Below are 26946 nucleotides of genomic sequence, written 5' to 3' on the forward strand. Positions count from 1 at the left end.
CTCGGCCCTCACGCGGTCACGTCGGCCGCCACCGCCTTCAACACGTCCCGCACGTCAGCCGGGCTGAGCCGCACCTGCAAACCGCGCTGGCCGCCGTTCACATAAACCTGCTCATGAGCGAGCGCGCTTTGCTCGATCACCGTCTTGACCGGCCGGCGCTGCCCGAACGGGCTGATACCGCCGACCTTGAAGCCGGTGACGCGCTCGGCCTCCGTCGGCTTCATCATCTGCGCCGACTTGCCGCCGGCGGCCGCGGCGAGCTTTTTCATCGAGACCTCCTGGTCCGAGGGCACCACCACGCAGACCGGCTTGCCGTCGACCAGCGCCATCAGCGTCTTCAGGACGCGCGCGGGATCTTCGCCGAGCGCTGACGCAGCCTGCAACCCGATGCTCTCGGCATCGGGATCGTAGTCATAGTTGTGCACGGTGAAGGCGACACCGGCGGCGGCAAGCGCGCGTGTGGCGGGAGTGACTTTGGACATGGGGCAACATCTAGCACTGTCATTGCGAGACGCGAAGCGCACCGCACGCTCAGTCGTCGTCCCGGCGTAGGCCGGGACCCATAATCCCAGGGAGGAGTTTGGCGAAGATATGTGGTCCGGTACCTCTACCGATCCCAATCGAGAGATCACGCGGTGGGTCCCGGCCTTCGCCGGGACGACAGCGAGAAATGGCGGCGCCGTCCCGCCAATCAGCCGCGCAGCCCCTACTCCGCCGCGTCCCGCATCTCGGCGCGCTCGGCCCTTGCTGCGCAGAACTTGAACTCGGGGATCTTGCCGAAGGGATCCAGCGCCGGGTTGGTGAGCAGGTTCGCCGCCGCTTCCGCGTAGCAGAACGGCATGAACACCATGTTCTCCGGCACGTCGCGGTCGGAGCGGACCTTGACCTCGACCGCGCCGCGGCGGGTCTCCAGGCGAATGAAATCGCCGAGCGAAAGCTGCTTCTTGCGCATGTCCTTCGGGTTCATGAACGCGACCGCCTCCGGCTCGATCTGGTCGAGCACCTGCGCGCGGCGGGTCATCGATCCCGTGTGCCAGTGCTCGAGCACGCGGCCGGTCGAGAGCACCATCGGATATTCGTCGTCGGGTACCTCGTCCGGCGGAATGACCTTTGCCGGCACGATCTTGCCGCGGCCGCTTTCGGTCGGGAAGCCCGTGGTGAAGATGATCTCGTTGCCCGGCTTGTTGGGATCGTCGACCGGATAGGTCACCGCGCCTTCACGCACCAGGCGTTCCCAGGTGATGTTCTTCAGCGACGGCATCAATTCCGCCATCTCGGTGAAGACGTCGCCGGGGCCCGCATAATTCCAGGGCAATCCCATCCGCTTGCCGATCTCCTGGATGATCCAGAGATCCTGGCGCGCATCGCCGGGTGGCTTGATCACCTGGCGCGCGAGCTGCACACGGCGATCAGTGTTGGTGAAGGAGCCGTCCTTCTCCGCAAACGCCGAGGCCGGCAGGATGACGTCGGCGTGGAACGCGGTCTCCGTGACGAAGAGATCCTGCACCACCAGATGGTCGAGCATCGCGAGCGCTTCGCGCGCGTGCTGGAGATCGGGGTCCGACATCGCGGGATTCTCGCCCTCGATGTACATGCCCTTGATCTCGCCCGCATGGATAGCGTTCATGATCTCGACGACGGTAAGCCCACGCACGGGGTCGAGGCTCTGCTGCCAGACCTCCTCGAACTTGCCGCGCAGATCGACGCGGCCGACCGGCTGGTAGTCCGGCAGGAACATCGGAATCAGGCCGGCGTCGGAGGCGCCCTGCACGTTGTTCTGGCCGCGCAGCGGATGCAGGCCGGTGCCGGGACGGCCGACCTGGCCGGTGATCAGCGCCAGCGCGATCAGGCAGCGCGCATTGTCCGTGCCATGGACGTGCTGGCTGATGCCCATGCCCCAGAAGATGATCGACGATTTCGCGCGTGCATAGGATCGCGCCACCTCGCGCAGGGTCTGCGCCGGGATGCCGCAGATCGCCTCCATCTTCTCCGGTGTGAACTCCTTGATCTTCTCCTTGAGCTCGTCGAAGCCCTCGGTGTAGCCGGCGATGTATTGATCGTCCGTCAGCCCTTCGGTGATGATCGTGTTGATCATCGCGTTCAGCATAGCGACGTCGGCGCCGGGCTTGAAAGCGAGGTGCTTGGTCGCATGGCGCGACAGCGCCTGCTTGCGCGGATCCATGACGAACAGCTTTGCGCCGTTCTGCTTGACCGCGTTCTTGATGAAGGTCGCCGCGACCGGATGGTTCACGGTCGGGTTGGCGCCGATCACGACGATGACCTCGGCATCCATCGCAGCCGCAAACGGTGCCGACACCGCGCCCGAGCTCAGACCTTCGAACAGCGCGGCCACCGACGAGGCGTGGCAGAGCCGCGTGCAGTGATCGACATTGTTGGAGCCGAAGCCGGTGCGCACCAGCTTCTGGAACAGATAGGCCTCTTCGTTCGAGCCCTTGGCCGAACCGAAGCCGGCAAGCGCCTTCACGCCGCTGGTGTCGCGGATCTTCACCAGGCCCTTGGCGGCGATATCGAGCGCCTCTTCCCACGACGCCTCGCGGAAATGAGTGAAGGGATTGGCCGGATCGACCTGGTCGTTGGAATCCTTCTTCGCGTTCGGCAGTCGCACCAGCGGCTTGGTCAGGCGATGCGGATGATGGATGTAATCGAAGCCGAAGCGGCCTTTCACGCACAGACGATTGCGGTTGGCGGGGCCGTCGCGGCCTTCCGCGTAGATCACCTTCTCGTCCTTGACCTGATAGGTGACCTGGCAGCCGACGCCGCAGAACGGACAGAGCGAGTCCACCTTCTTGTCGGCATAGGTGACGCGGGTCTGATTCTCGTCCAGCATCACCGCCGGCATCAGCGCGCCGGTCGGGCAGGCCTGCACGCATTCGCCGCAGGCGACGCAGGTGGATTCACCCATGGGGTCGTCGAAGTCGAACACGATCTTGGCGTCGGCATTGCGATAGGCCATGCCGATGACGTCGTTGACCTGCACCTCGCGGCAAGCGCGCACGCACAGGCCGCACTGGATGCAGGCATCGAGATTGACGCGCATCGCCGGATGGCTGGCATCGGTTGCCCAGCGTTCGGCGGCAGGAAAACGGCTCTCGGTGACGCCGGTCTTCTCGGCCCAGTTCCAGAATTTCGACTCCGGATCGTGCGAAGTCTCGCGCGCCGGCTGGTCGGCGACGAGCAGTTCCATCACCATTTTCTGCGCAGCAGTCGCGCGCGCGGACTCGGTCTTCACCTTCATGCCGACGGAGGGCGTGCGCTTGCAGGAGGCCGCCAGCACGCGCTCGCCTTCGATCTCGACCATGCAGGCGCGGCAGTTGCCGTCGGGGCGATAGTCGGGTTCAGGCGAGTAGCAGAGATGAGGAATGTCCCGGCCCTGGCGCTTTGCGACCTGCCAGATGGTCTCGCCGGGCTTGGCCTCGACCTGCTTGCCGTCGAGCTCAAACGTAATCTTGGTCATTCGGCCGCTTCCTTGAACTCGTCAGGGAAATATTTGATCACCGATGTCAGCGGATTGGATGCTGCCTGTCCGAGGCCGCAGATCGAGGCATCGCGCATCGCCTGGCTCAATTCGTCGAGCAACGCACGGTTCCAGACCGGTTGCTGCATCAGCAGCGCCGCCTTCTGGGTTCCTACGCGGCACGGCGTGCATTGGCCGCAGCTCTCGTCCTCGAAGAACTTCATCAGGTTCAGCGCCGCGCTCCGCACACTGTCGTGCTGCGACAGGATCACGATCGCGGCCGAGCCGATGAAGCAGCCGTATTTCTCCAGCGTGCCGAAATCGAGCGGGATGTTGTCCATCGACGCCGGCAGGATGCCGCCGGACGCACCGCCCGGCAGATACGCGTAGAAGCGATGGCCATCGGCCATGCCGCCGCAATATTCGTCAATCAGCTCACGCACCGTGATGCCGGCCGGTGCGAGCTTCATGCCGGGGTTCTTCACCCGGCCCGACACCGAGAAGCTGCGCAGGCCAAAACGCTCGTTGCGGCCATGGCTCTTCCACCAGTCGGCGCCCTTCTCGACGATGTCGCGAACCCACCACAGCGTCTCGACGTTGTTGATCAGCGTCGGCAGGCCGAACAGGCCGACCTGGAACGGATAAGGCGGCTTGTGCCGGGGCAGACCGCGCTTGCCTTCGATGCTTTCGAGCAACGAGGACTCTTCACCGCAGATATAGGCGCCGGCACCGCGCCGCAGATGCAGCGTCGGTCCGCCCGCAGGCAGCTTTGCGATCTCGCGCTCCAAGATCTCGCGCGCGGCCGGATATTCGTCACGGATGTAGATATAGATTTCGGCGGCCTCGACCACATGCGCGCCGATCAGCATGCCCTCGATGAAGCGATGCGGATCGGTCTCGAGGTAGTAGCGGTCCTTGAACGTGCCCGGCTCGCCCTCGTCGCCATTGATCGCCATCAGGCGCGGACCGGGTTCGCCGAGCACCGCACGCCATTTGCGGCCCGTCGGGAAGCCGGCGCCGCCAAGACCACGCAGCGAGGCGTCGTCGAGCGACTTCAACAAATCGTCCCGCGACAATTCGCCGGTGCGCAGGCGACCCAGCAGCTTGTAGCCGCCGCCGGCAACATAGGCGGCGTAGTCGGTATATTTGGGCGGGTGCGCATGGGTGTCGCCGGCCTTCGCCGTCGCCAGCACACTCTCGACCGTCGCATGGTCGACGAAGTTGTGGCCGACCTCGGCCGCGGGCGCGGTGTCGCAGCGGCCGACGCAGGGGGCGCGCACGACGCGCATGCCCGGCCCGGCCTTGCTTTGCAGATCCTCCAGAAGCTTCTCAGCGCCAAGCATCGCGCAAGTCAGCGAGTCGCAGACCCGGATGGTGAGCGGGGCGATGTCAGCCTCACCTTCCTTCACCACGTCGAAATGCGCATAGAAGGTTGCGGTCTCGAACACCTCGGCGAAGGACAGCTTCATCTCGTCGGCAAGCGCCGCGAGATGCGCCGCCGAGATCTGGTGATATTTGTCCTGGATCAGGTGCAAATACTCAATGAGCAGGTCGCGCCGCCGCGGCCGGTCGCCGAGGAGCAATTCGATCTCATGCCCGGCGGTCGGATCGACCTGGCGCCCCTTTGGGGTGGCTTTGGCGCGCCGGCGTCCCTCACCGGGATGCTCGAATTGGCGGACCTTGTGCACGTCGTGGCTCATCGATTCGTCTCGATCTCGTCCTTAGAACGGCTCCAACACTAGCCTCTGGTATGCCAGATGCCAAGCGATTTATCCCGCTCTCGGAAGCAGTTAAGCGCGGTGCAGGGCGTTCCCTGACCCGCTGCCGGGAACGACGCCGCATCCATCTCACGCGCCTGAACTAACAGAACGAAACCCGAATTGGATTGAAGATCAATAAAGGCGTCCTATGCTGCGATAGCGAAATCCTATCGAGTTCCCGATCCAGTGCATGCAGGCGGCTTCCACGCCCCTGTCGTTCGCCGGGTCAGCTCTTGCCCATGCACTCCTCGATATAGAACCAGCGGTCGTCGCCCGCGAGGCCCTTGGCCTTCACGTCCTTGCGGCACTCCTTCAGCTTCGACTTGTTGGCGCTCCACTTGGCCTTCATGTCCTTGAGCTTCTGCGCGGTCAGCTTGAGCTTGCCGGGCTTTGCCTCGGTCTTGGCCTCGGTCGCGGCGGGCGGCGTTGCGGCCGGTGCCGCGGCGGTCTGTGCGGATGCGGACTGCAGTGCGCCGGCGACGAGCAGCATGGCGGCGGCACAAACGAGTTTGCGAACCATCGAAATTCCCCAGAGGTTGTTTTGAAACAATCGAGATGAGCGGCGGGAGCGCGCAGGGCGCTCCCGCTCGCGATGAATGTGCGATCAGAAAATCTTGACCGCGCTCTCCAGCGTCTTCCACACGCCCCATGCTAGCGGGATGCCGACGAAGGCCCAGAACAGCGCGGCCTTGGCGTCGAGCCCGCCGAAACCGATGCCATAGGAGCCGTGCGGCCCCGAGGCGGCAGCGCTGGCGCTCGCGGCCTGCAGCTTGGCGACGTCGGCCTCCTTCATGTGCCACTTCGCATCGACCGGCTTGATCAGGTAGTTGCAGATCAGGCCGGCGATCAGCATGGCGCACAGGATGTACATCGTGGTGTTGTAGAGCTGGTCGCGCGGCACGCCGGCCGCGAGCTGGAACTCGCGGATATAGTTCACCACGACAGGGCCGATGATGCCCGCGGTCGACCACGCCGTCAGCAGCCGGCCGTGGATCGCGCCCACGAACTGCGTGCCGAACATGTCAGCGAGATAGGCCGGCACGGTGGCGAAGCCGCCGCCATACATCGACAGGATGATGCCGAAGCCGAGCACGAACAGGAGCTTTGAGCCCATCGCCGCGAAGGTCGGCGCGAGCGCGTACAGCACGATGCCGAGGATGAAGAACGTGTAGTAGGTGTTCTTGCGTCCGATCTTGTCCGACAGCGAGGCCCAGAAGAACCGGCCGCCGATGTTGAACAGCGACAGCAGGCCGGCGAAGCCGGCGGCGATCGCCGCGATCTGCGCCTTCTGTCCAGCATCGAGCGCGTTGAAGCCGATATCAGGCAGACCGATCAGCTTGCCGGCGAAGATTTCCTGGAGCATCGGCGAGGCCATGCCGATCACGCCGATGCCGGCCGACACGTTCAAGCAGAGGACCCACCAGATCAGCCAGAATTGCGGCGTCTTGTGCGCGTCCTTGAGATGGACGTTGTTCTTCGAGATCATCGCATTGGCCTTGGTCGGCGGGGTCCAACCCTCGGGCTGCCAGCCGGTCGGCGGAATGCGATAGCGGAACGCGCCGATCATCATGAACACGAAGTAGATGACGCCCATCGCGACGAAGGTTTCCCAGACGCCGACCGAGGTCGGACTCTTGAAGTAGTTCATCAAGAGGTTCGCCAGCGGCGCGCCGATCATGGCGCCGCCGCCAAAGCCCATGATGGCCATGCCGGTCGCCATGCCGCGGCGATCCGGGAACCACTTCACCAACGTCGACACAGGCGAGATGTAGCCGAGGCCGAGACCGACGCCGCCGATCACGCCCGAGCCCAGCCACATCAGCCAGAGCTGGTGGGTGTAGATGCCGATCGCACCGAGGAACAGGCCGCCGCACCAGCACAGAGCCGAGACGAAGCCGGCCTTGCGCGGACCGACCCGCTCGAGCCAGCCGCCCCACAGCGCGGCGGAGACGCCCAGCAGCACGAAGAACAGCGTGTACATCCAGCCCAGGCTTGCGACCTTCCAGTCGCAGGTGGTGGTGAACAGCTCCTGCACCAGCGTCATGTCCGGGCACGCTTTCGGCGCGTTCAGCCCGATGGCGCGCGAGAGCGGCAACCAGAACACCGAGAAGCCATAGGCCATGCCGATGCAGAGATGGATGCAGAGCGCCGCCGGCGGCACCAGCCAGCGATTGAAGCCGGCCGTCGCGATCGTGCGTTCGCGATCGAGAAAACCGGAAGCACCCGCCGGTGCGAGAATGGTATCGGCAGTCGTCATGAGCATCACCTCCAAAACGTGGCCTTGCCGGGCACATCTGTTCGAGATCGCGCGCGCGCCCTGAGAGCCGCACACGACCGGTTGGTCTTCATGCCGAAGTGGAATCGTCTGGCGCGCACCCGTTCGTATGCGCGGAGCAAGCGGCTGATCGCGAGCGATGTCCCTTCGTCTCGCGGGCAGCGTTGCAAGTGACGGCTATCGCGCCCTCATTCCCCCTCAACACCCTGTCTTGAGATGAGCAACGCGCGTGCCAGTTGGTGCATCGTTAGGAATCAACGACTTCCCGCAGCGCAATGAGTCGCTTTGGACAAAATGTCCCGAAGTCGCCGGACAAAATGTCCAAATCAGCTCGCCTCGGGCAGCCACACCGTAAAGGTGCTTCCCGAACCGACGCGGCTTTCAGCGGTGATTTGCCCGCCCTGGCGCTTGATCAGCGTCTGGCTGATGGACAGCCCAAGCCCGGTGCCTTGCCGCCGCTTCGTCGTGTAGAAGGGATCGAAGATCTTTTCAATCACCTCAGCGCCCATGCCGATGCCGGTGTCGGCCACCTCGATGGCGACGCCCGGGTTCCCTTCGCGCTCGGTATCGAAGGAGCGCAGCGTCAGGTTTCCACCGTCGGACATCGCGTGGATCGCGTTGACGATGAGATTGACCAGCACCTGCTGCAGCTCGTTGCGGTTCATCAGCACCAGACGGCTGGCGCGGTCGTCCCTGACGACGGCGATCTCGGTCTTGTTCAGGAGATGCTGGACCAGCGGCAGGCAATCCGAGATGACGCTGGCCGGCGCGTGGCGCTCGACATAGCCGGCATATTCCTCGGGCCGTGCGAACTGCAGCAGCTTGGTCACGATCTGGCTGATGCGGTGGATCTGCTCGTCGAGCAGGCGAAACTCGACTTTCGCCTTGTCGGCGTCAGCCCCGAACACGCTGCGGATGACGTCGAGATTGCCCTGCATCACCGCGATCGGGTTGTTGATCTCGTGCGCCACGCCGGCGGTGATCTCGCCGATGGCGGCGAGCTTCTCCGACATGATGAGCTGCTTGGTGGTCGCCTCGAGCTTGAGGTTGGCGTGCTCGAGATCGCGGGTGCGTTCGCGCACGCGGACGTTCAGCTCCTCGTTCCATTCGCGCAGCTGCCGGTCGCGCTCCTGGATCTGGTCGAGCAGGCTGTCGAGATGAACCGCGACGCGGCCGATCTCGTCGCCCGACACCGGCATCTTGGTGCGGGCGGCGAGATTCCCTCGCTCCACCTCGCCGATCGTCGCCGTTACGCGCTCCAGCGGCATGAAGATCGAGCTCGCCCAGCGCAGGAAGATCGGGACGGTCGCGACCGTGATCGCGACGAAAGCGACGATGACGATGATCAGCGTCTGGTATTTGGCTTCACTGAAGGGTCTTTCCAGGAAGCCGACATAGAGCATGCCGACGCGCTTGCCAAAACTGTCGACCAGCGGCTCATAAGCCGAGATATACCAGTCGTTGACGACGAAGGCGCTGTCGAGCCAGGTGCGGCCCTCGTCCAGCACGGCAGAGCGCACCGCCGCCGATACGCGCGTGCCGAGCGCCCTCCGCCCTTCGAACAGCCGGACATTTGTCGAGATCCGCACGTCCTCCAGGAACAGCGTCGCCGTGCCCTGACTACCCTCCGGCAGGCTCGCCGCGCGATAGACGAGGTCGTTGATCGTGTCGATGAATTCGAGGTTCTGGTTGAGCACGGTGCCGCCGACGATCGCCGCCGCGCCGCCGTCGGGCAGCATCGCCCGGCTCGCCGCGTGCACTACCATGCCGCGCGTCTCGGTGCTGCGGTCGGTCGGCACCGCGTTCGGCGTCGGCACGAGGTCAAGCCGTGCGCGCTCGGCCAGCGTCGGCGAAATCGCGGCCAGCTCGTCATTGGCGAAGATGTCGACGCCTGTTGCCGGCGCCTGGCCCGACAGCGCCGACTGGATGATCGGCCAGTCGGCCCTCGGGATGCCGTGCAACTGCGGCGACGAAGCCAGAATGTCGCCGCGGCCGTTGGTCAGATAGAGGAAATCGAGGCCGATCTCCTTGCGGGTCTCCTCGAGCAGATCCTGGAGAGGACCGCGCGCATCCTGAGCAAGCACCTCGTGGAAGCGGGCGGACAGGCCGAGCGAGCGGATCTGGACGCCGGTCTTTTCGAGAATGCGGGCGAGATATTGATGGGCGATGGTGAGATCGCCGTTCACCTTCGAAATCAGCGTGGCGTCGAATTTTGCGTTCCAACGATAGATCGCAACGCCGAGCAGGAGCGGCAGGATGACCAGCATCGGCAGCAGCGCGATCGCGAGCAGGCGGAAGCGGACGGAGCGTCCCCGCAAGGGCTCATCGCTGCTGCCGGTCCGGTCAGACATCCCATAACGCGCATTTGCGGTCGATGGTCTTGCGCGAGACTCCGAGCCGCCGCGCCGCCTCCTCGCGATTACCGCCGACCTCTTTCAGCACGCTGAGAATGTGCCGGCGCTCGAGCTCGGCGAGACTGTCCGCAGGCGCGGACTGACCGTCATTGCGGGGACCCGCAAAATCGTCAGGGAAGGCGCCGAGGATCAGCGTGCGCTCGATCAGATTGCGCAGCTCGCGCACGTTACCCGGCCAGTCGTAGCTGGCGAGCGCCGCCCGCACCGAGGCGTCGATCGGGACCGGCGGCATGCCGAGCTGAACCGACAGCTTGCTCATGAAGATGGTGGCGAGCTCCTGCACGTCGTCGCCGCGATCCTTCAGCAGCGGCAGATGGAGCTGCATCACGTTCAGCCGGTAGAACAGGTCGGCACGGAAGCGGCCCTTCTCGACCTCCTTCTGCAGCTCGGCATTAGTCGCGAAGATGAAGCGCAGGTCGACGGGAACCTCACGCTCCGAGCCGACCGGCCGGACGCGGCGATCTTCGAGCACGCGGAGCAGCTTGCTCTGCATCGGCAACGGCAATTCGCCGATCTCGTCGAGGAACAGCGTGCCGCCATGCGCATAGAGGAACAGGCCTTCGCGCCCGCTATCGGCGCCGGTGAAGGCGCCCTTGATGTGCCCGAACAGCTCGGCCTCGATCATGTCGGGCGGGATCGCCGCGCAGTTCACGGGCACGAAGGGCTTGTCGGCGCGGTCGGACAGCGAGTGGATCGACCGCGCCGCCACTTCCTTGCCGGTGCCGGATTGGCCAGTCAGCAGAACCGAGGTCGGCAGGCGCGCCACCCGCGCGATCGTCTCGCGCACGCGCAGCGTCGCGGCCGATTCCCCGATCAGATTGTCGCGCAGGAAGGTGCGGTCGGACGAGGCGCGCAGCGCGTAGCGCAGCACGTAGTTCTCTCGCTGCAGCCTGACGCGATCGAGGCAGCGCGCGACCGCGTTGAGGATCTGGTTCGAGCGGAACGGTTTGAGCACGAAATCGACCGCGCCTGCGCGCAAGGCCTGAATCGCGGTGTCGAGATCGGCATAGGCGGTGATCAGGATCGCATCGGCGAAGAAGCCGACGGCGCGCTGCTCCGCCAGCCAGTCGACGCCGTTCTTGCCCGGCATGATGTTGTCGAGAATGACGACGTCATAGCGGTTGGAATCGAGCTTGCGCGAGGCCTGGTCGGTGTCAGCCGCCTCGTCCACCAGCTTGCAGCGCGGCGCCAGCGTCCGCACCAGGAAGTTGCGCATCCCCGGCTCGTCATCGACGATCAGGATCGAGGCCTGCGCGAGCGCGCCGAACTCAGCGCCCGCTGCCGTCTTGCCAAGCTTGACGGCAGCCTCACGGCCCGCCGCAGGACCGGCGGGTGCGCCAGCCTTCGATGTAAGGAAAGTCATAGTCCGACGTCTTGGGTCCAGAGATCACTAGAGCGCAACGACAGGCGCTTGTTGCATTGCAGCGAAACAACCGGCCGTCCCCGAACCCGGAGCATAGTCAAACGCGGCGGCCGTGAACATGCGCCTTTCTACGGGCTGTGAGCCTTTTCGATCAGGAACACGATGCGCGTCTCGTTGCGCTCGGTGATCTCGACCTTGTCGCCGGTCTCGCGGATCAGGTTCGGGATGTCGATCACCGACAGCGGATCGGTGCAGTGAACCTCGAGCTGGTCGCCCGTATTCAGCGGCTTGAGCGCCTTTCGCGTCTTGAGCGCCGGCAGAGGGCATTTCAGCCCGGTGAGATCGAGCGTGGTCCTGGTCATCGGGGCAACATGGCGGGGCGGGCTGGCGGCGTCAACGCGTGGACCTCAGATCAGGTTGGCATAGGACAGGAAGCCGACGCTGTGCCCGGGCTCGACGCGCGTGACGGCTTCACCGAGCTCGACCAGGCCATCGGTCTCGACCAGCGAGGACAACAGGCCCGCACCCTCGCGCGGAAACTTGGTCACCTCGAGCGCACCATCCTCGGCCTTGCGCAGGAAGACGCGAACATATTCGCGCCTGCCCTCCTTCTTCTTGTAGGTGAAGGCGGCACGCACCGGGATCGGAACGATCGGCTCCGGCAGGCTGCCGGCGAGCGCCAGCACCGTCGGCCGCACCACATGGACGAAGGTGACAAAACTCGCGACAGGATTGCCGGGCAACCCGATCAGCGGCGTGCCATCGATGATGCCCATCGCGACGGGACGGCCGGGCTTGATCGCCATCCGCCACAGCACCAGCCTGCCGATATCATCGACGGCGGCCCTGACGTGATCCTCTTCGCCGGTCGAGACACCGCCGGTGGTGAGGATCAGATCATGCTGGCCCGCGACCTGCTTCAGGCCCTCGGCGAGCGAGACGCGATCGTCGCGTAGTATGCCGAGATCGGAGACCTCGCAGCCGAGCCGGCGCAGCATCGCGATCAGCATGACCCGGTTGGAGTCGAACAGCTGCGACGCCCCGCGCAGCGCGCCCGGCAAAGCCAGCTCATCGCCGGTCGAGAACACCGCAACACGGATACGCCTGACAACGTCGAGCGATGTCATCCCGAAGGCTGCGGCGAGCGCGACATGCTGCGGCCGCAAGCGCTGGCCGGCGCACAGCGCAACCTGGCCGAGCGGGATATCCTCGCCCGCCGGGCGGACGTTTGCGCCGGGTTTTAGTCCCGGCGGCAGCACCATGTTTCCGCCGTCGTCGACGCGCACGTCCTCCTGCATGAAGACGGTCCCAGCGCCCGGCGGCATCGGCGCGCCCGTGAAGATGCGCAAGGTATGGCCAGGCTTGATCGGTGCCTCGGCAGCTCCGCCGGCCGCGACACGGCCGTCGAGCGGAAATGCCCGCTCCTCGCCCTGCGGGAGATCGGCGTTGCGAACCGCATAGCCGTCAACCGCGGAGTTGGTGAAAGGCGGCAAGGGCAAGGGCGCGGCGATATCCTTCGCGAGCACGCGCCCGTCGGCCTCCGTCAGCGCGACCGTCTCGACATCCGCAATCGCGTTGACGCGGGTCGCGATCAGGCCGACGGCGTCGTCGACCGACATCATCGGTCCGCCAAAGGCAAAACAATCGTCGGACAGTTGCGCCATCGTTCCTCGTCAGCGCGTCACTTTGCTTTTCGCCACGACCTCTTCGACCGTCATCGCTGCGCGAAGCAACAGCGCGGCAACGGCAGAGATGTCGTCCAGATGGACCGTCGGCAGCCTTGTTTCAACAGGCGTGTCGGTCGCAATCCCGACGATCCCGGGGTCATCAGGAAACAGCAGCGGTTTGCCGTTGGCGGCGCGATGGACCTCGATCTTGCGATGCGGCTCGCGCTTGAACCCCTCGACCACGACGAGATCGACTGTAGCAAGCTTTTCCAGAAGCTCTGGCAGCCGCGGCTCGCCCGCGCCGCGCAACTCGTGCATCAGCGCCCAGCGCCGCTCCGACGATACCAGCACCTCGGCCGCGCCCGCCTCCCGATGACGCCAGGAATCCTTGCCGGGCACGTCGACGTCGAAGTGGTGATGGGCGTGCTTGATCACGGAGACGCGCAGGCCCTCGGCCTTGAAATGCGGAATCAGCCGTGTCAGCAGCGTGGTCTTGCCCGCACCGCTCCATCCCGCCAGGCCAATCACTTTCATTCTGGTCACCGGAACCTGAACCTTCCCCGTCATTGCGCCATGCTTATATCGGCTTGAGCGGAATGTCATGCTAACGTCGGCCACATGATGAAAATCGACAAAGCCCCGGTCCCCCTGATCGTCCCTGACACGGCCGATCCGCGCCTGACGCAGGCCGTGATCGGCGTCGACCAGACCGGCGCAAAGGTCGAGACCAAGGTGCCGATGGAGCGGCCGCTGACGCTCTATCTCAACGCCCAGGAGATCGTCACCATGATGACGATCGGCGACTACCCGGAATATCTGGCGCTGGGCTACCTGCTGAACCAGAACATGCTGAAATATAATGACGTCGTCACCGAGGTCGAATACCACGACGACCTCCAGGTGGTCGTCGTGCGCACCGAGCACCACACCAATTTCGAAGCCAAGTTGAAGAAGCGGACGCAGACTTCGGGTTGCGCCCAGGGCACGGCATTCGGCGATCTCCTGGAAGCGGTGGAGAGCGTCGCGCTGCCCAAGGCGGAGCTGCGCACGTCCTGGCTCTACCAGATGACGCAGACCATCAACACGATGCCCTCGCTCTATCTGGAGGCCGGCGCGATCCATGGCTGCGTGCTGTGCAAGGAAGGCACGCCGCTGTGCTACACCGAGGACGTCGGGCGCCACAACGCCGTCGACAAGATCGCGGGCTGGATGTACCGCCACAATGTCGAGGCCGGCGACAAAATCCTCTACACCACGGGACGCCTCACCTCGGAGATGGTGATCAAGACCGTGCGCATGGGCATTCCCATCCTCGTCTCGCGCTCGGGCTTCACCGCCTGGGGCGTCGATCTCGCGCGGCAGGTCGGGCTGACGCTGATCGGGCGCACGCGGGGCAAGCGCTTCCTCGCGCTCGCAGGCGTTGAGCGCATCGTCTACGACCAGAACCTCGACTATGTCGAGGAGGAGTCGGCAAAGCACAAGCGCAAGGGCGAAGGCGGCGATGAGTGAGATGCCGCCCAACATTCCGTCGACTCTTGGCGTGCTGCTCGCCGGCGGTCTCGCGCGCCGCATGGGCGGCGGCGACAAGCCGATGCGCACCATCGGCGGCCGCACCATTTTGGAGGGCGTCATCGCGCGCCTGACGCCGCAATGCAATCGTCTGGTCCTCAACGCCAATGGCGATCCCGCGCGCTTTTCCGCCTTTGGCCTGACCGTGATCGCCGACGACGTGCCCGACTATCCGGGGCCGCTCGCCGGCATCCTCGCCGCGCTCGACTGGACCGCAGCGAACCGGCCGGAGGTCGAGTGGGTGCTCAGCGCCGCCGCCGACTGCCCGTTCTTGCCGCGCGATCTCGTCGCTCGGCTGCACGAGGCGCGCGCGAAGGAGAATGCGCAGCTCGCCGTCGCCGCCTCCGGCGGCCAATCGCATCCGGTCATCGGGCTCTGGCGCGTCGATTTGCGCGATGCGCTGCGTCACTCACTCACGGTGGAAGACATCCGCAAGATTGACCGCTGGACCGCACGCTATCGGCTGGCCACGGTGAGCTGGCCGACCGAACCGCTTGATCCGTTCTTCAATGCGAACACGGTTGAGGACGTGGCAGAAGCCGAACGGCTCGCCGTGCTGGACGCGGCCCCTCAGTAAAGCTTCGCCTTTGGAAACTCGTTGAGAAGCTGCGACCAGATGATCGCGAACGCGATCAGGCCGCAGAGGCCGTAGGCCGTTGTGAACCGCGGCAGCCAGCCGAAGGCGACGAGCAGCCAGGCCGGCAGGAAGAAGATGCCAAAAATCATCCCGAGCGGAAAGACCGCCAGCCACTGGAAGCCGGAGCCGTCTCCGGGCGGGACATGGGCGATGAAATAGAAGGTATAGAGCCAGAACAGCGTGCCGGCGGCCGCGATCAGGGCGGCAATCTTGCGGAAATTCAGGGGAGTTGAGGCGGTCATGGCGGGCTCACCCTCCTTGGTCGCAGCGGCGGCCGACGGAGTTCATGGGGACATTGAACCCAATCGCGGCTGGCAGCGACCCCTAGAGCGGAAAATTGTCGCCTCGCGGATACGCTACATGGCCGAGCCTCTCCTCAATGCCCTGTTCACGATCGTCGATCTGGTCTGCGATCTCACGGTCGCGATCGATCGCACCAAACGGCTGAGCGAGATGGCCACGGGCAGCGATGAGATCGTTGATGTCCCGGCGGACCCGAAGCCGCTGTCGCCGGCTGCGCAGCGTGCGCTTGCCGAGGCAGAGGCGCGCGAACGCGCTCGCCAATCACCGCAAGGCTAGGCCGCCAGCGGCACGCTCCGCGCGTCATAGTCCGGTCAGGCCGGCCGGAATCCGGCGCGCTCCAGTGCAGCGCGGCTGTCGTCCGAGGCGAGCGCATCGAGAAAAGCCTGCACCGCCGGACGCTGCTTGCGCGCCGTGACCAGCGCGAAATCATAATGCTCCTCGGCCAGCGGAATGAAACCGAGACCCGTTGCATGGGCGACCGGCGCAATCGTCATGCCCCAATCGGTGCGATGCTGCGCGACCGCCGCGGCCACCGCATTGTGCGAGCGCGGCTGGTTCCAGTAACCCTCAGGGCGCGCGCCCGCGAGCAGCCGATCGATCAGGAAGCGCGTGCCGGCGCCCTGGTTGCGGTTGACCATGATGCAGGCGGGATCGGCAAGCGCGGCAGCGACCGCCTCCTTCGCATTCAGGCCTTCAAACCGTTTGTCGCCTTTGCGAAACACGACGCCTTGCATACGCCGCCAGCCCGGCACGAGTTCGAGGCCTTCGGCGAGATAGGGCGTGTTGTAGGTTTCCGTCTTGTCGTCGAACAGGTGGATCGGCGCAAAATCGCATTCGCCGCGCCGTGCAGCCGCAAGCCCGCCGAGGCTGCCGACCGCGATCGAGCGCACGGCAAGGCCCGCGCGCGCCAGTGGTGCGGTGACGAGATCGAGGCCGGTGCAATGGCTGCCGATGATGACCAAGTCGGGCACGCGTACATGCGGCGTGAACAGCGTCACTTCCGCCTCGGTACCTGAGGGCATCTGGTCGGCGAGCGCATCGATGCGCAAGAAACCGTCGGCCTGCGTGAAGGAGGTGATGGCGCCGGAGCCTTTGCCGGAGGGGTAGGCGATCAGGCCGTCGCGGCCCTCGACCAGCGACACCATGACGAATTCGGTACGGCCAAGCTCGGAGGCGATTCGCACCGGCACTTTCGCATTGACCATGGCGTCCGCGCGCGGCGGCAGACCGGCCATCTTGCGCAGCACCGGCACGATCATGTCGTGGAAGGTGAACATCGCCGAGGTCGGGAAGCCCGGCAGGATGACGACCGGCTTGCCGTCACAGACCGCAAGGCACAGCGGCTTGCCCGGCTTGAGTGCCACGCCATGGGCGATGATGCCGGGCTTGCCGAGACGGCCGATGATGCGGTGGGAAAGATCGCCCGCGCCTTTCGACGTGCCGCCGGAGAGCACCAGCATGTCGGCATCTCTGAGCGCGCGGCGCATCGCGGCTTCGAGCTTGGCCTCGTCGTCGGGGATCGCGCCGAGAAACGACGCCGCGCCGCCGTTCTCGTCGATCGCCGCCGCGACAATCGTACCGTTGGTGTCGTAGATCGCCGCTGGCGGAAGCGCCTCGCCGGGCTGGACCAGTTCGTCGCCGGTGGAGATGACGGCAACGCGCGGCTTGCGCGCGACCTTGACCTCGGCGATGCCGCAGGCCGCCAGCATGCCGATCTCGCGCGAGCCGATCACGGTGCCGGCGCGTAACAGCGCCTCGCCGCGCGCGATATCCGAGCCCGCATAGGAGACGAATTGCCCGGGCGATGCGGCCCTGCGCACGTCGATCCCTTGCGCGCCCGCGGGCTGGGTGTGCTCGACCATGACGACGGCATCGGCGCCGCGCGGCACTGGACCGCCGGTCGCGATCGGCGTGGCTGTGCCCGATGCGACCTGCAGTTCTGGCGCGATGCCGCAAGCAATCACCTCGTCGTTCAGCACGAGACGAACAGGCGTGGCTTCACCGGCCGCAACCAGATCGGCCGAGCGCACCGCAAAGCCGTCGACGTTGGAGCGATCGAAAGGCGGCACGTCGATCGGCGCGGTGACGTCGTCCGCCAACGCGCAGCCGAGCGCTTCGGCAAGCTTCCGCATCTCGGCCGGCAGCGCGCGCGGGAACAAGGCTTCGTCAAAGCGCCGCACGGCTTCCTCGCGTGAGAGGATCTTGAGGAACTGTTCCTGATCGAGCAAAGCGCGGTCTTGCGGCGGCGTGGTCATGACGAAACCCATATCACTCCCGCAGGAGATAAGCACCGACCGGCGTATCAGCAGCAAAGCCCTCGCTGTCAGCGGGAACCAGCAGCCAGGCCTCCGCCCGCGCAATCGACTGCAGCGGCAACATGCCGACCGCAAGCGGAAGCCACGTTCCGGCCTGCTCCGCCAACAGTGCAATCTCGGCAACGCCGACGCCGGAGGCGATCTTGCGCGCGAGCGGCAAGGTGACGGCGGCCTGCTGCCGCCGTGCCGACAGCCGGTCCAGGACCGGGCGCGCCAGCGCCAGCCAGGTTGCGAACGCATGATCCGGGGATCCCGGCAGCGCGATGACGGGAACGGCGCCCAGTCGGCCGGTCGCAGCCGTGCGCCCGGGCTCAAGTGCGATACCGTGGGCGAGCACCTCACCGCGCGCCACAAGCGCGCTGACGGCCGCATCCTCGCGGCCAACGCCGGTGCCCCCCACCAACAGCAGTAGATCGCAGGCGGCGACATCGAGCGCATCGGCGATTGAAGCCGCATCGCGCGCGCCGGCTTCGACCTCAGCGATTTGCGCGCCGCATGCGCGCGCATGATCCGCGATCAGCCGTGCGGAGACTGAGTCATCCGGTACATTGACGATGCGCAGGCGCGGACGGCGCAGACTCAGCGTCTCCATCTTTGCCGAGCGCGCGAGCATGAGATTGCCGGCACCGATTTGCATGCCCGGCGCCACGACGGCGGCGTCTGCAGCAATATCGCTGCCGGCGCGCCGCACGCCCTGCCCCGGAATTCCCTCGGCCAGGACTTCGCTGATCGGCCCTGCCGTTGCGACCGCATCGGCATCAAGCACGCAGTCGCACCCCTCCGGCATCGCATCGCCGCTCTCGACCCAGGCCGGCGGCGCAGTGAGTGCCAGCGGTGAATAGGAGGATGCCCCGACGAGATCGCTGGCGCGCAACGCCCAGCCATCGACGGCTGCGACGTCGTGTGGCGGATGCGCCTTCAGCGCGGGCATCTCGGCGGCAACGCAGCCGAGCGCCTCCGTGAGCGGGAGGTCGATCGGCGCAACCGGCTGAAGCTCATGCAGCAGGCCTGCGAGCGCGATGTCGAGCGGCGTGAGCGATGGCGGCAGACGCTGGGTCATGCGCCATGGTGGACCATGGCGCGTGACGTTTGGCAACTGCTCGCCTCAACTGCCTTTCTTCTCGGCGTTCGGAAAGAACAGCTGCTGGCCCTCGATCTTGTAATTGGCAATCGCCGTCTGGCCCTCCGCGGACAGCAGCCAGTCGACAAAGGCCTGGCCCGCCTCCTTCTTCACCGACGGATGTTTTTCCGGGTTCACCAGCATCACGCCGTACTGGTTGAACAGCCGCCTGTCGCCTTCGACGACGATGTCGAGGTCGCCGCGGTTCCTAAACGAGATCCAGGTGCCGCGGTCGGAGAGCACATAGGCGTTCATCGCTGTTGCGGTGTTGAGTGCGGCCCCCATGCCCTGCCCGATCTCGCGATACCAGGCGCCCTTGGCAGTGGCGATGTCGATACCGGCCACGATCCAGAGCGCGAGCTCGGCCGCGTGCGTGCCCGAACGGTCCCCGCGCGAGACGAACGGCGCGCCCTTGGATTCGATCGCCTTCAGCGCGGTGGCGATGTCCTTGCCCTTCACGCCGGCGGGATCGCCTTTCGGCCCGATCAGCACAAAATCGTTGTACATCACGTCGAAGCGCTTCACGCCAAAACCTTCCGCGACAAATTTTTCCTCCTGCGGCTTGGCATGCACGAATACGACGTCGGCATCGCCGCGCCGCGCGGTGTCGAGCGCCTGCCCGGTGCCTTGCGCGATCACCTTCACGTCGATGCCGGTCTTGGCCTTGAACATCGGCAGGAGATAGCCGAACAGGCCGGAATCCCGCGTCGACGTGGTCGAGGCGACGACGATCGCGCGTTCCTGTGAGCGTTCCTGGGCGAATGACGGCGTGCCTGATGACGCGATGCCGAGCAGGATCGCGAGAGCGACAAACGAGCGGCGAGAGGTCATGGGCATGCTCCGGTTCAAATGACGAGATCGCCGCGCAGGAAGGCGCGCGCCTCCGGCGTCGAGGGATGGTCGAGGAAATCGGCAGTCGCGGCGCGTTCGCACAGCGTCCCGCGTGCAAAGAACACCACCTCGCCCGCGAGCCGGCGCACCTGGCCGAGATCGTGCGAGGCCATCACGATCTTGATGCCGGACTGCGCAGCAGACAGCACGATCTCCTCGACCGCCCGTGTCGCGGCGGGATCGAGATTGGCGGTCGGCTCGTCGAGCAGGAGGATCTCGGGGTCGCGCGCCAGCGCACGCGCCAGTGCAAGGCGCTGCTGCTCGCCGCCGGAGAGCAACCGCGCCGGGCGGGATCCGAGATCGGCAAGCCCGACCCGCGCGAGCAGGTCTGCCGCGCGTCTCGCACGTCCTGAATGCGGCGCCCCGGCCTGCGCCAAAGCATAGGTCACGTTGGCTGCGGCCGTTCGCCGCAACATCACCGGACGCTGAAACACGAAGGCTCGACGCGTCGGCGTCGGATCGCTGTGGCCGCCCCAGGTGATGCGGCCGCTCGTCGGCGTTGCAAGCCCCATGCAGAGCCTGAGCAGGCTGGTCTTGCCGGAGCCGTTTGGCCCGACGATCAGGGTGGGCTCGCCCGGCGCGATGGCGAGACTCAGCGAATTGAGAATGGAGGTCGCACCCGCCTGGAGCGAAACATTCTCGAGCACGAGGGGAAGGTCGCTCGCCGGTGCGCGCATGGTCAACCCGTCAGCCTTTGCGACCAGGCGCGCGTGCCCCAGGCGGCCGCGTTGATCGCAAGCACGATCGCGATCAGGATCGCGCCGAGCCCCATCGCCAGCGGCAGATTTCCTTTCGACGTTTCGAGGGCCACCGTGGTCGTCATGGTGCGGGTAAAGCCGTCGATATTGCCTCCGACGATCATGACAGCACCAACCTCGGCCGCAGCACGGCCGAAGCCGGCGAGCAACGCGGTGAGCAGGCTGAAACGCGCATCCCACAGCAGGGTGGTCATGCGGCCCACCGCGCCGACATTCATGGCGCTGAGCTCGTCGCGATATTCCAGCCAGAGATCCTCGACCGTCTGCCGCGTCAGCGCGGCGATGATCGGCAGGATCAGAACCGTCTGCGCCACCACCATCGCCATCGGCGTGAAGAGAATGCCGAGCTCGCCGAGCGGCCCGGAGCGTGACAGCAGCAGATAAAGCGCCAGCCCGACCACGACCGGCGGCAGCCCCATCATCGCGTTGAGCAGCACCACGAGCACGGCCCGCCCCGGAAAGCGCGTCAGGGCCAAGAGCGCCCCGAGCGGCATGCCGATGGCAGCCGCCAGGAGAACGGCAGCCAGGCTCACTCCCAGCGACAGCCGCACGATCGCAACGAGCGTGGGATCGCCTGACAGGATCAGTTGCAAAGCATTGAGGTGATCGGGCATTGTTCCCTCGCTGGAACCGGGGCACATCCAGCTACCCTACCCTCAATGAACTGCAAAAATTCCCTCCTGCGTCAAATGCCAAAAAACAAACAAGAATATGCATAGGAATGCAGAATGGAATTTTTGACGACCAGCGAAGCGGCGGACTACCTCCGGTTGGGCGAGCGGAAGCTCTATGAGCTCGTCACGACAGGCGCGATCCCCTGCAGCAAGGTGACCGGGAAGTGGCTGTTTCCCCGGCATGAGCTAGATCTCTGGGTGCTGTCCGGCCTCGCCCGGCCGGCCGGCATGTTGGCCGCCGAACCACCGCCGATCGTCGGCGGCAGCCAGGACGACCTGCTGGAATGGAGCCTGCGCGAATCCGGCTCGGGCCTCGCATCGCTGAGCGAAGGGACCGCGCGCGGCCTCGAGCGTCTGCAGCGCAACGAGGTGATGGCCGCCGCGGTGCATTTTCACAGCCTCGATTCGTCGGACAATCTGGCAAGCGATGCCAACGCGGCGGCGCTGCGGACCGCGCCCGACCTGCATGATGCGGTGCTGGTCGGCATGGTGCGCCGCGAGCAGGGCCTGGTGCTGCCATCAGGCAACCCGAAGAAGCTGCGCAGCCTGTCCGACGTGCTCGCGCTCGGCGCGAAGATGGCGATGCGGCAGCAGGGCGCAGGTGCGCAGATGCTGCTCGACGTGCTGCTCAAACGCGCCGGCGCCTCGCCAAAAGACCTGCGCCGGCTGGATGCGGCGTGCCTCACCGGCCCCGACCTTGCCTTGGCGATCCGCGCCGGCAACGCGGATTGCGGCGTCGCGACGCGGGCCGCGGCCAAGGCGGCGGGGCTCGATTTCGCGCCGCTGCTCTGGGAGAGTTTTGATCTTGCGCTGCGGCAACGCAGCTATTTCCGCCCGCCGATGCAGGCGCTGATCCGGTTCCTGACCGATAAACGGCTACGGCAGCGCGCCGAGGAACTCACAGGCTACGATCCGTCCCCCGCAGGCCAAATCCGCTTCGCGGGCTGATCCGCGTTGACGCCCACCCCAAAATAGTTGCAAAAGAAACCAATTCAGCCGCACCTCAAGCGGCCAAGCAACACCGGCCAATGCGCCGGATGAGGGAGGAAAAAAGCGTGGCTCCAAGCAGAACAGGACTGTCCGTCGTTGCCGCCCTGGCGGCGACGCTGGTGTCGGGCGCGGCCTTTGCGCAAGTGTCCGACGATGTCGTGAAGATCGGCGTGCTCACCGACATGAACGGCCCGGCTTCGACGCCGACCGGCCAGGGCTCGGTGACGGCAGCGCAGATGGCGATCGACGATTTTGGCGGCAAGGTGCTGGGCAAGCCGATCAGCGTGATCGTCGGCGACCACCAGCTCAAGCCTGATATCGGCGGCGCGATCGCGCGGCGCTGGTACGACGTCGACCAGGTCGATCTCATCGTCGACGTGCCGGTGTCGGCAGTGGGCCTTGCCGTGCAGAACATCGCCAATGACAAGAAAAAACTCTTCATCACGCATTCGACGCTGGCCGCGGATTTCCACGGCAAGTTCTGCTCGCCCTATGCCATGCAGTGGGTGATCGATACCCGCTCGCTCGCGGCCGGCACCGCGCAGGCTGTGGTCAAGCGCGGCGGCGACAGCTGGTTCTTCATCACCGACGACTATGCCTTCGGCCATTCGCTGGAACGCGACGCCTCGAGCGTCGTGACCGCCAGTGGCGGCAAGGTGCTGGGCTCGGTGCGGCCGCCGCTCGCAACGCCCGACCTCTCCTCCTTCGTGCTCCAGGCGCAGGCCTCCAAGGCCAAGATCATCGGCATTGCCGCCGGTCCGCCGAACAACATGAACGAGATCAAGACCGCCGCCGAGTTCGGCGTGCTCAAGGGCGGCCAGCAGATGGCGGCGCTGCTTGCGCTGATCACCGACATCCACGGCCTCGGCCTGCAGGCGGCCCAAGGCCTGCTGCTGACCACATCGTTCTACTGGGACATGGACGACAAGACCCGCGAATGGGCGAAACGTTACTTTGCCAAGATGAACCGGATGCCGACGATGTGGCAGGCCGGCGTCTATTCGAGCGTGATGCACTATCTCAACGCCATCAAGGAGACCGGCACCGACGATCCGCTCAAGGTCGCGGCAAAAATGCGGGAAAAGCCGATCGAGGATTTCTTCTCGCGCAACGGCCGCTTACGCGATGACAATCTGATGGTGCACGATCTCTGGCTGGTGCAGGTCAAATCGCCGGAGGAAAGCAAGTACCCCTGGGACTATTACAAGATCCTCGCCACCATCCCCGGCGACCAGGCGTTTGGTCCGCCTGATCCGGCGTGTGGGTTGATCAAGAAGTGACGGCATAGCCGTCATTCCGGGATGGTAATCTCGAGATCCCGGGTTCGGCTCTTCGAGCCGCCCCGGGATGACGATCGCCTTGAGCGATCGTCACTTCGTAACCCCATTCTCGCGAAAATACTTCATCACGCCCGGATGAATCAGCTCGGGCCTCGGCGCGGCGGCCACGGTGTTCGCGGCTGTGGTCTCGCAGGCCTGTGGAAGCGTCTTGCAGAACACAGCTTCGACGCCGTGCAGCGTCTTTGCCAGCCGATAGGCGATGTCGTCGGGAAAATCTTCGCGCGTCAGCACAAAGCTCCAGGACCCGAGCGAGGCGATGGCTTCGCTCTGCTTCGGGTAGCTGCCCGCCGGCACGGTGAGCGGCTTCAGGAAGGAGTGCTTGGCGCGGATGCGCGCGATCTCGTCGGCGCTGGGAGCGATGAAGCGCGCGCCCGCTGCGCTCGATGCGACCGCGGCAAAGCCGGGCCAGCCAATGCCGGCGCCCCAGAGCGCTGCGACGCTGTTGTCCTCGACCATCGCGGGGCCGTCGCCGGCGCGGTCGAGATAAACAGCCTTGAAATCCGCGTCCTGCCTCAATCCGAGCCCGTCGAGCACGTAGCGCGCCAGGATCGGCAGGCCGGACCCTTTTGCGCCGAACGCGACCGGCTGTCCCACGAGATCGCGGATCGTCCTGTAGGGACTGTCGGCGCGCACCACGAACATGCCGGGATTCGAATAGATCGCGGTCAATATCTTCAGCGCTACCTTCGCGCGGCCGATGCCGGCGAAGGCCTCATAGGCCGGCTCGCCGGCAACCAGCGCCAGATCGAGCTCGCCCTTTTCCAGGAGCGGGATGTTCTCGTTGCTGCCCTTGGTGTTGCGCGGCGCGATCACGAGCGACGGGTCGGCTGCGTTCATCACCTGCGCAAACGCATTGGCATAGAGCGGAAAGCCGCCGCCGGGTGTGGCGGTGCCGAGGCTGATATTTGTGGTCGAAATGGCCTTGTCTCCGGTTTGCGCCGCGGCGGGGCCTGCAAGCAACGCCGCGCCGAGCGTGATCAGCAATCCGAGTTTCATCACACAGCTCCGGCGCAACATCTGCCGCGTCAACATGCGTGCCTGACTGTAGGCAGCGGCAGAATTTTATGGAAGCATGGGGACAACGACAACAAGACTATTGGAGGCTTCATGTTCCGCTACTTGCGTCACGGTGTTTTCGGTCTCGCGCTCTTTCTTGGTCTTACCAGCATTGCCCCATCAGCCTCCGCCGCCTATCCCGACCGCCCCGTGCACTGGCTGATCGGCTTTGCCGCGGGCGGCCCCGTCGACATCGTCGCCCGCATCATGGCGCAATGGCTGTCGGAGCATTTGGGCCAGCAGTTCATCGTCGAGAACCGCACCGGAAGCGGCGGCAACATCGCGGCCGCCGCCGCGATCAATTCGCCGCCCGACGGCTACACGCTGCTGTTCGTCGCCCCCAACAACGCGATCTCGACCTCGCTCTACAAGAAGCTGCCGTTCGATTTCCTGCGCGACACCGTGCCGGTCGCGAGCATCATGCAGCTCACCAACATGCTGGTGGTGTCGAACGCCATGCCGGCCAAGAGCGTCCAGGAGTTCATCGACTACTGCAAGGCCAATCCCGGCAAGATCTCCTATGCGTCGTCCGGCAACGGCACCTCGGTGCACATGTCGGCGGAGCTGTTCAAGGCGATGACCAAGTGCGACATGGTGCACGTGCCCTATCGGGGATCTGCGATCGCCTTCCCCGACGTCATCTCCAACAAGGTGCAGCTCATCTTCGACAATCTGCCGTCCGCGCTGGAGCAGGTGCGCGGCGGCAATGTCCGCGCACTCGGCGTGACCTCGCCAAAACGCTGGCCGGCCGTGCCGGATATTCCGGCGATCGCCGACACCGTGCCGGGCTTCGAATCGGTCGGCTTCTACGGCATCTCCGCGCCGAAGGGCACGCCACAAGAGATCGTCGATGCCCTGAACAAGGCCATTGGCGAAGCACTGAAGGACCCGAAGATCGTGGCAAAGCTCGCCGAGACCGGCGGCATCCCGCGGCCGATGACGCCGGCCGAGTTCGGCAAGCTGGTCGCGGACGAAACCGAAAAATGGCGCAAGGTGGTCGAGTTCGCGGGCGTGTCGGTGGACTGACGGGCGACATGACGGCGCCGGCAGGGACGTAGGCAAAGCCGGCGCCGATCCCGCTCAGAACCAAAACATCGAAAACAACCCCATGCACAGTAGAAGCCGAGGCGGGCGCAACGCCCTTCGTATTTTACGAATTCAACTTGACACGTCGGGCAAATCGGGGGTATGGTGCCATCATCGCAAGAGTCGCGGCCAAACGCGCCAGGCGCCGAGGCTCGTACGCCCAGGCCAACCAAACCCGGCATTGCACCCCCGCCTCAGGCCCTGTAAACGGACCGCGCACCGTTGCCGGCCGCGTCTCCTGCGGTCGTCCCGCGGCGGGGCCTGTAGCTCAATGGTTAGAGCCGGCCGCTCATAACGGTCTGGTTGCAGGTTCGAGTCCTGCCGGGCCCACCAGTAATTTCAGCAACTCATCAGGAGCTATTTCGCCGTAGCGAGATTACCGCACCAGAAATGCTCCGGCCTGCTTGCCTATCGCTATGCTCGCGCGGTTCACAACCTAGTCCGCAGGGCTCGATCCGACAACAGTCGCTGCGTCTCAATCGTAGATTCGGCGGCTTCGTCGCGCGAAAAGGTCAGCCCGCGCTCTGCACTCTTTTCATCGACAACCCCGTCTCCTTCAGAAGTTGAGTTGCCTGAATTAGGCGATAATCGCGTGCAATAAGCATCTTGCGTTTGCAGGTGGCAGAGGAGGTTTACGATGTCCTCCAAGATCACTAGCGATGTTGTCGATGCGCTACAGCACTACCGATTGAAGGCATACTATCAACTGCGTGGCGAGCAAGGGACCCAATCCGCGTACGAGAAGCTCCTGATCGAACAGCGGGGCGTCGTTTATTCTTGGCGCTCTACTCGAGGATGATCGCTATGCTGTCCACTTCGATGCCCTTCGCAAGATCGATGGACCTTCGGAACTCGGAGCCTATCGGTATGAGCCGGTGCTGTTTTGCGCGGCGCCACGGGTTCGCACTCTCGATCGCCAGCAACTTGCTACCCGCGCAGTTCTTCCAGCGAAACTTCAGGGAACGCTTTCTAGTGGCGGAACCGCTTATCTCGGGCAAACCAGCGCGAGGACGAGCATTCGCTTCGGATCCACCCTGACGACGGCGGAAAATATCCTCAAAGAGGCCGAGCGCTTGCAGCGCGCCGACGCTCCACCGAAGCTGCTGCTAAATGACCATTGCCGCATCTGCTCGTTCCGAGATCGCTGCCGCGCCCAAGCCATCCGGGAGGACAATCTAGCAGGCTGCTGAAGAAGTCTCGATTTTGTGTGATTTAGGTCTTTTTGCAGGGGCGCGTCGAGATCGGATGTCGGA

The 26946-nt window shown here is 65.2% G+C and carries 23 protein-coding genes and 1 tRNA gene; 7 read left to right on the plus strand and 17 right to left on the minus strand.

Translation table 11 applies throughout. The annotated features are described in order from the left end of the window. Positions 1–8 precede the first annotated feature (8 nt). From ybaK to mobB, 10 genes are all read right to left on the minus strand, one after another. Entirely contained in the window at positions 9–482 is a 474-nt protein-coding gene (gene ybaK / locus JQ632_RS24725; RefSeq protein WP_212405193.1) for a Cys-tRNA(Pro) deacylase, read from the minus strand. A gap of 224 nt (positions 483–706) precedes the next feature. After that, entirely contained in the window at positions 707–3475 is a 2769-nt protein-coding gene (fdhF, locus tag JQ632_RS24730) for a formate dehydrogenase subunit alpha (protein WP_212405194.1), read from the minus strand. Then, complete coding sequence (locus JQ632_RS24735) at positions 3472–5175, minus strand: NADH-ubiquinone oxidoreductase-F iron-sulfur binding region domain-containing protein (RefSeq protein ID WP_212405195.1); 1704 nt, start codon at positions 5173–5175, stop codon at positions 3472–3474. Before JQ632_RS24735 ends, fdhF begins: the two co-directional genes overlap by 4 nt. A 286-nt stretch (positions 5176–5461) precedes the next feature. Beyond that, on the minus strand, positions 5462–5755 hold the full coding sequence (locus JQ632_RS24740; RefSeq protein WP_212405196.1) for a hypothetical protein: 294 nt from the start codon (positions 5753–5755) through the stop codon (positions 5462–5464). Positions 5756–5839: 84 nt separating this feature from the next. Beyond that, a complete protein-coding gene (locus tag JQ632_RS24745; protein WP_212405197.1) occupies positions 5840–7492 on the minus strand; it encodes an OFA family MFS transporter in 1653 nt (550 codons plus the stop codon). A gap of 344 nt (positions 7493–7836) precedes the next feature. Continuing rightward, positions 7837–9861, minus strand: a complete 2025-nt coding sequence (locus JQ632_RS24750) for a cache domain-containing protein (RefSeq protein ID WP_212405198.1) — start codon at positions 9859–9861, stop codon at positions 7837–7839. Beyond that, entirely contained in the window at positions 9854–11287 is a 1434-nt protein-coding gene (locus tag JQ632_RS24755) for a sigma-54 dependent transcriptional regulator (RefSeq protein ID WP_212405199.1), read from the minus strand. Before JQ632_RS24755 ends, JQ632_RS24750 begins: the two co-directional genes overlap by 8 nt. A gap of 128 nt (positions 11288–11415) precedes the next feature. Then, positions 11416–11649: a sulfurtransferase TusA family protein gene (locus JQ632_RS24760; protein ID WP_212405200.1), complete on the minus strand. Its 234-nt coding sequence runs from the start codon at positions 11647–11649 to the stop codon at positions 11416–11418. Between the two features lie 45 nt (positions 11650–11694). Next, entirely contained in the window at positions 11695–12951 is a 1257-nt protein-coding gene (glp, locus tag JQ632_RS24765) for a gephyrin-like molybdotransferase Glp (protein ID WP_212405201.1), read from the minus strand. A 9-nt stretch (positions 12952–12960) separates the two neighbouring features. Further along, complete coding sequence (gene mobB, locus JQ632_RS24770) at positions 12961–13488, minus strand: molybdopterin-guanine dinucleotide biosynthesis protein B (protein ID WP_212405202.1); 528 nt, start codon at positions 13486–13488, stop codon at positions 12961–12963. A gap of 84 nt (positions 13489–13572) precedes the next feature. Here mobB and JQ632_RS24775 point away from each other — a divergent pair, with 84 nt between their 5' ends. Together JQ632_RS24775 and mobA are read left to right on the plus strand one after the other, a co-directional pair. Continuing rightward, entirely contained in the window at positions 13573–14463 is an 891-nt protein-coding gene (locus JQ632_RS24775; protein ID WP_212405203.1) for a formate dehydrogenase accessory sulfurtransferase FdhD, read from the plus strand. A gap of 1 nt (position 14464) precedes the next feature. Beyond that, entirely contained in the window at positions 14465–15100 is a 636-nt protein-coding gene (gene mobA, locus JQ632_RS24780; protein ID WP_212405218.1) for a molybdenum cofactor guanylyltransferase MobA, read from the plus strand. Here mobA and JQ632_RS24785 read toward each other — a convergent pair. Beyond that, a complete protein-coding gene (locus JQ632_RS24785) occupies positions 15094–15402 on the minus strand; it encodes a hypothetical protein (RefSeq protein WP_249152504.1) in 309 nt (102 codons plus the stop codon). The two genes, mobA and JQ632_RS24785, sit on opposite strands and share 7 nt — an antisense overlap. A 118-nt stretch (positions 15403–15520) precedes the next feature. On the opposite strand from JQ632_RS24785, the gene JQ632_RS24790 reads away from it, so the two are divergent. Further along, positions 15521–15739: a hypothetical protein gene (locus tag JQ632_RS24790; RefSeq protein WP_212405204.1), complete on the plus strand. Its 219-nt coding sequence runs from the start codon at positions 15521–15523 to the stop codon at positions 15737–15739. 35 nt (positions 15740–15774) lie between these two features. On the opposite strand, the gene JQ632_RS24795 is transcribed toward JQ632_RS24790, so the two are convergent. Genes JQ632_RS24795 through JQ632_RS24815 form a run of 5 tightly spaced genes read right to left on the minus strand, consistent with a single transcriptional unit; the run spans position 15775 to position 21161 of the window. Beyond that, positions 15775–17730, minus strand: coding sequence for a molybdopterin biosynthesis protein (locus JQ632_RS24795; protein ID WP_212405205.1), 1956 nt, complete (start codon positions 17728–17730; stop codon positions 15775–15777). A gap of 1 nt (position 17731) precedes the next feature. Next, positions 17732–18838, minus strand: a complete 1107-nt coding sequence (locus JQ632_RS24800) for a molybdopterin-binding protein (RefSeq protein ID WP_212405206.1) — start codon at positions 18836–18838, stop codon at positions 17732–17734. Positions 18839–18883: 45 nt separating this feature from the next. Then, positions 18884–19729 (minus strand): extracellular solute-binding protein, encoded by an 846-nt coding sequence (locus JQ632_RS24805; protein ID WP_212405207.1) that lies wholly within the window; start codon positions 19727–19729, stop codon positions 18884–18886. A gap of 14 nt (positions 19730–19743) precedes the next feature. Next, positions 19744–20466 (minus strand): ATP-binding cassette domain-containing protein, encoded by a 723-nt coding sequence (locus JQ632_RS24810; protein ID WP_212405208.1) that lies wholly within the window; start codon positions 20464–20466, stop codon positions 19744–19746. Between the two features lie 2 nt (positions 20467–20468). Next, a complete protein-coding gene (locus JQ632_RS24815) occupies positions 20469–21161 on the minus strand; it encodes an ABC transporter permease (RefSeq protein ID WP_212405209.1) in 693 nt (230 codons plus the stop codon). Between the two features lie 114 nt (positions 21162–21275). Between JQ632_RS24815 and JQ632_RS24820 the strand changes: the two genes are divergently transcribed. Both JQ632_RS24820 and JQ632_RS24825 read left to right on the plus strand, forming a co-directional pair. Next, positions 21276–22169, plus strand: a complete 894-nt coding sequence (locus tag JQ632_RS24820; RefSeq protein WP_212405210.1) for a helix-turn-helix transcriptional regulator — start codon at positions 21276–21278, stop codon at positions 22167–22169. A 107-nt stretch (positions 22170–22276) separates the two neighbouring features. Further along, positions 22277–23491 carry an ABC transporter substrate-binding protein gene (locus tag JQ632_RS24825; protein ID WP_212405211.1) on the plus strand — a complete coding sequence of 405 codons (1215 nt, stop codon included), beginning with the start codon at positions 22277–22279 and terminating at the stop codon, positions 23489–23491. 90 nt (positions 23492–23581) lie between these two features. On the opposite strand, the gene JQ632_RS24830 is transcribed toward JQ632_RS24825, so the two are convergent. After that, positions 23582–24547 (minus strand): TAXI family TRAP transporter solute-binding subunit, encoded by a 966-nt coding sequence (locus tag JQ632_RS24830; RefSeq protein WP_212405212.1) that lies wholly within the window; start codon positions 24545–24547, stop codon positions 23582–23584. A 111-nt stretch (positions 24548–24658) separates the two neighbouring features. Here JQ632_RS24830 and JQ632_RS24835 point away from each other — a divergent pair, with 111 nt between their 5' ends. After that, positions 24659–25633: a tripartite tricarboxylate transporter substrate binding protein gene (locus JQ632_RS24835; protein WP_212405213.1), complete on the plus strand. Its 975-nt coding sequence runs from the start codon at positions 24659–24661 to the stop codon at positions 25631–25633. A 317-nt stretch (positions 25634–25950) separates the two neighbouring features. Beyond that, positions 25951–26026, plus strand: a tRNA-Ile gene (locus JQ632_RS24840). The last annotated feature ends 920 nt before the right edge of the window (positions 26027–26946 follow it).

Origin of the sequence: Bradyrhizobium liaoningense, from assembly GCF_018130955.1 — a bacterium.
GTDB classification, from domain to species: Bacteria; Pseudomonadota; Alphaproteobacteria; order Rhizobiales; family Xanthobacteraceae; genus Bradyrhizobium; species Bradyrhizobium liaoningense_C.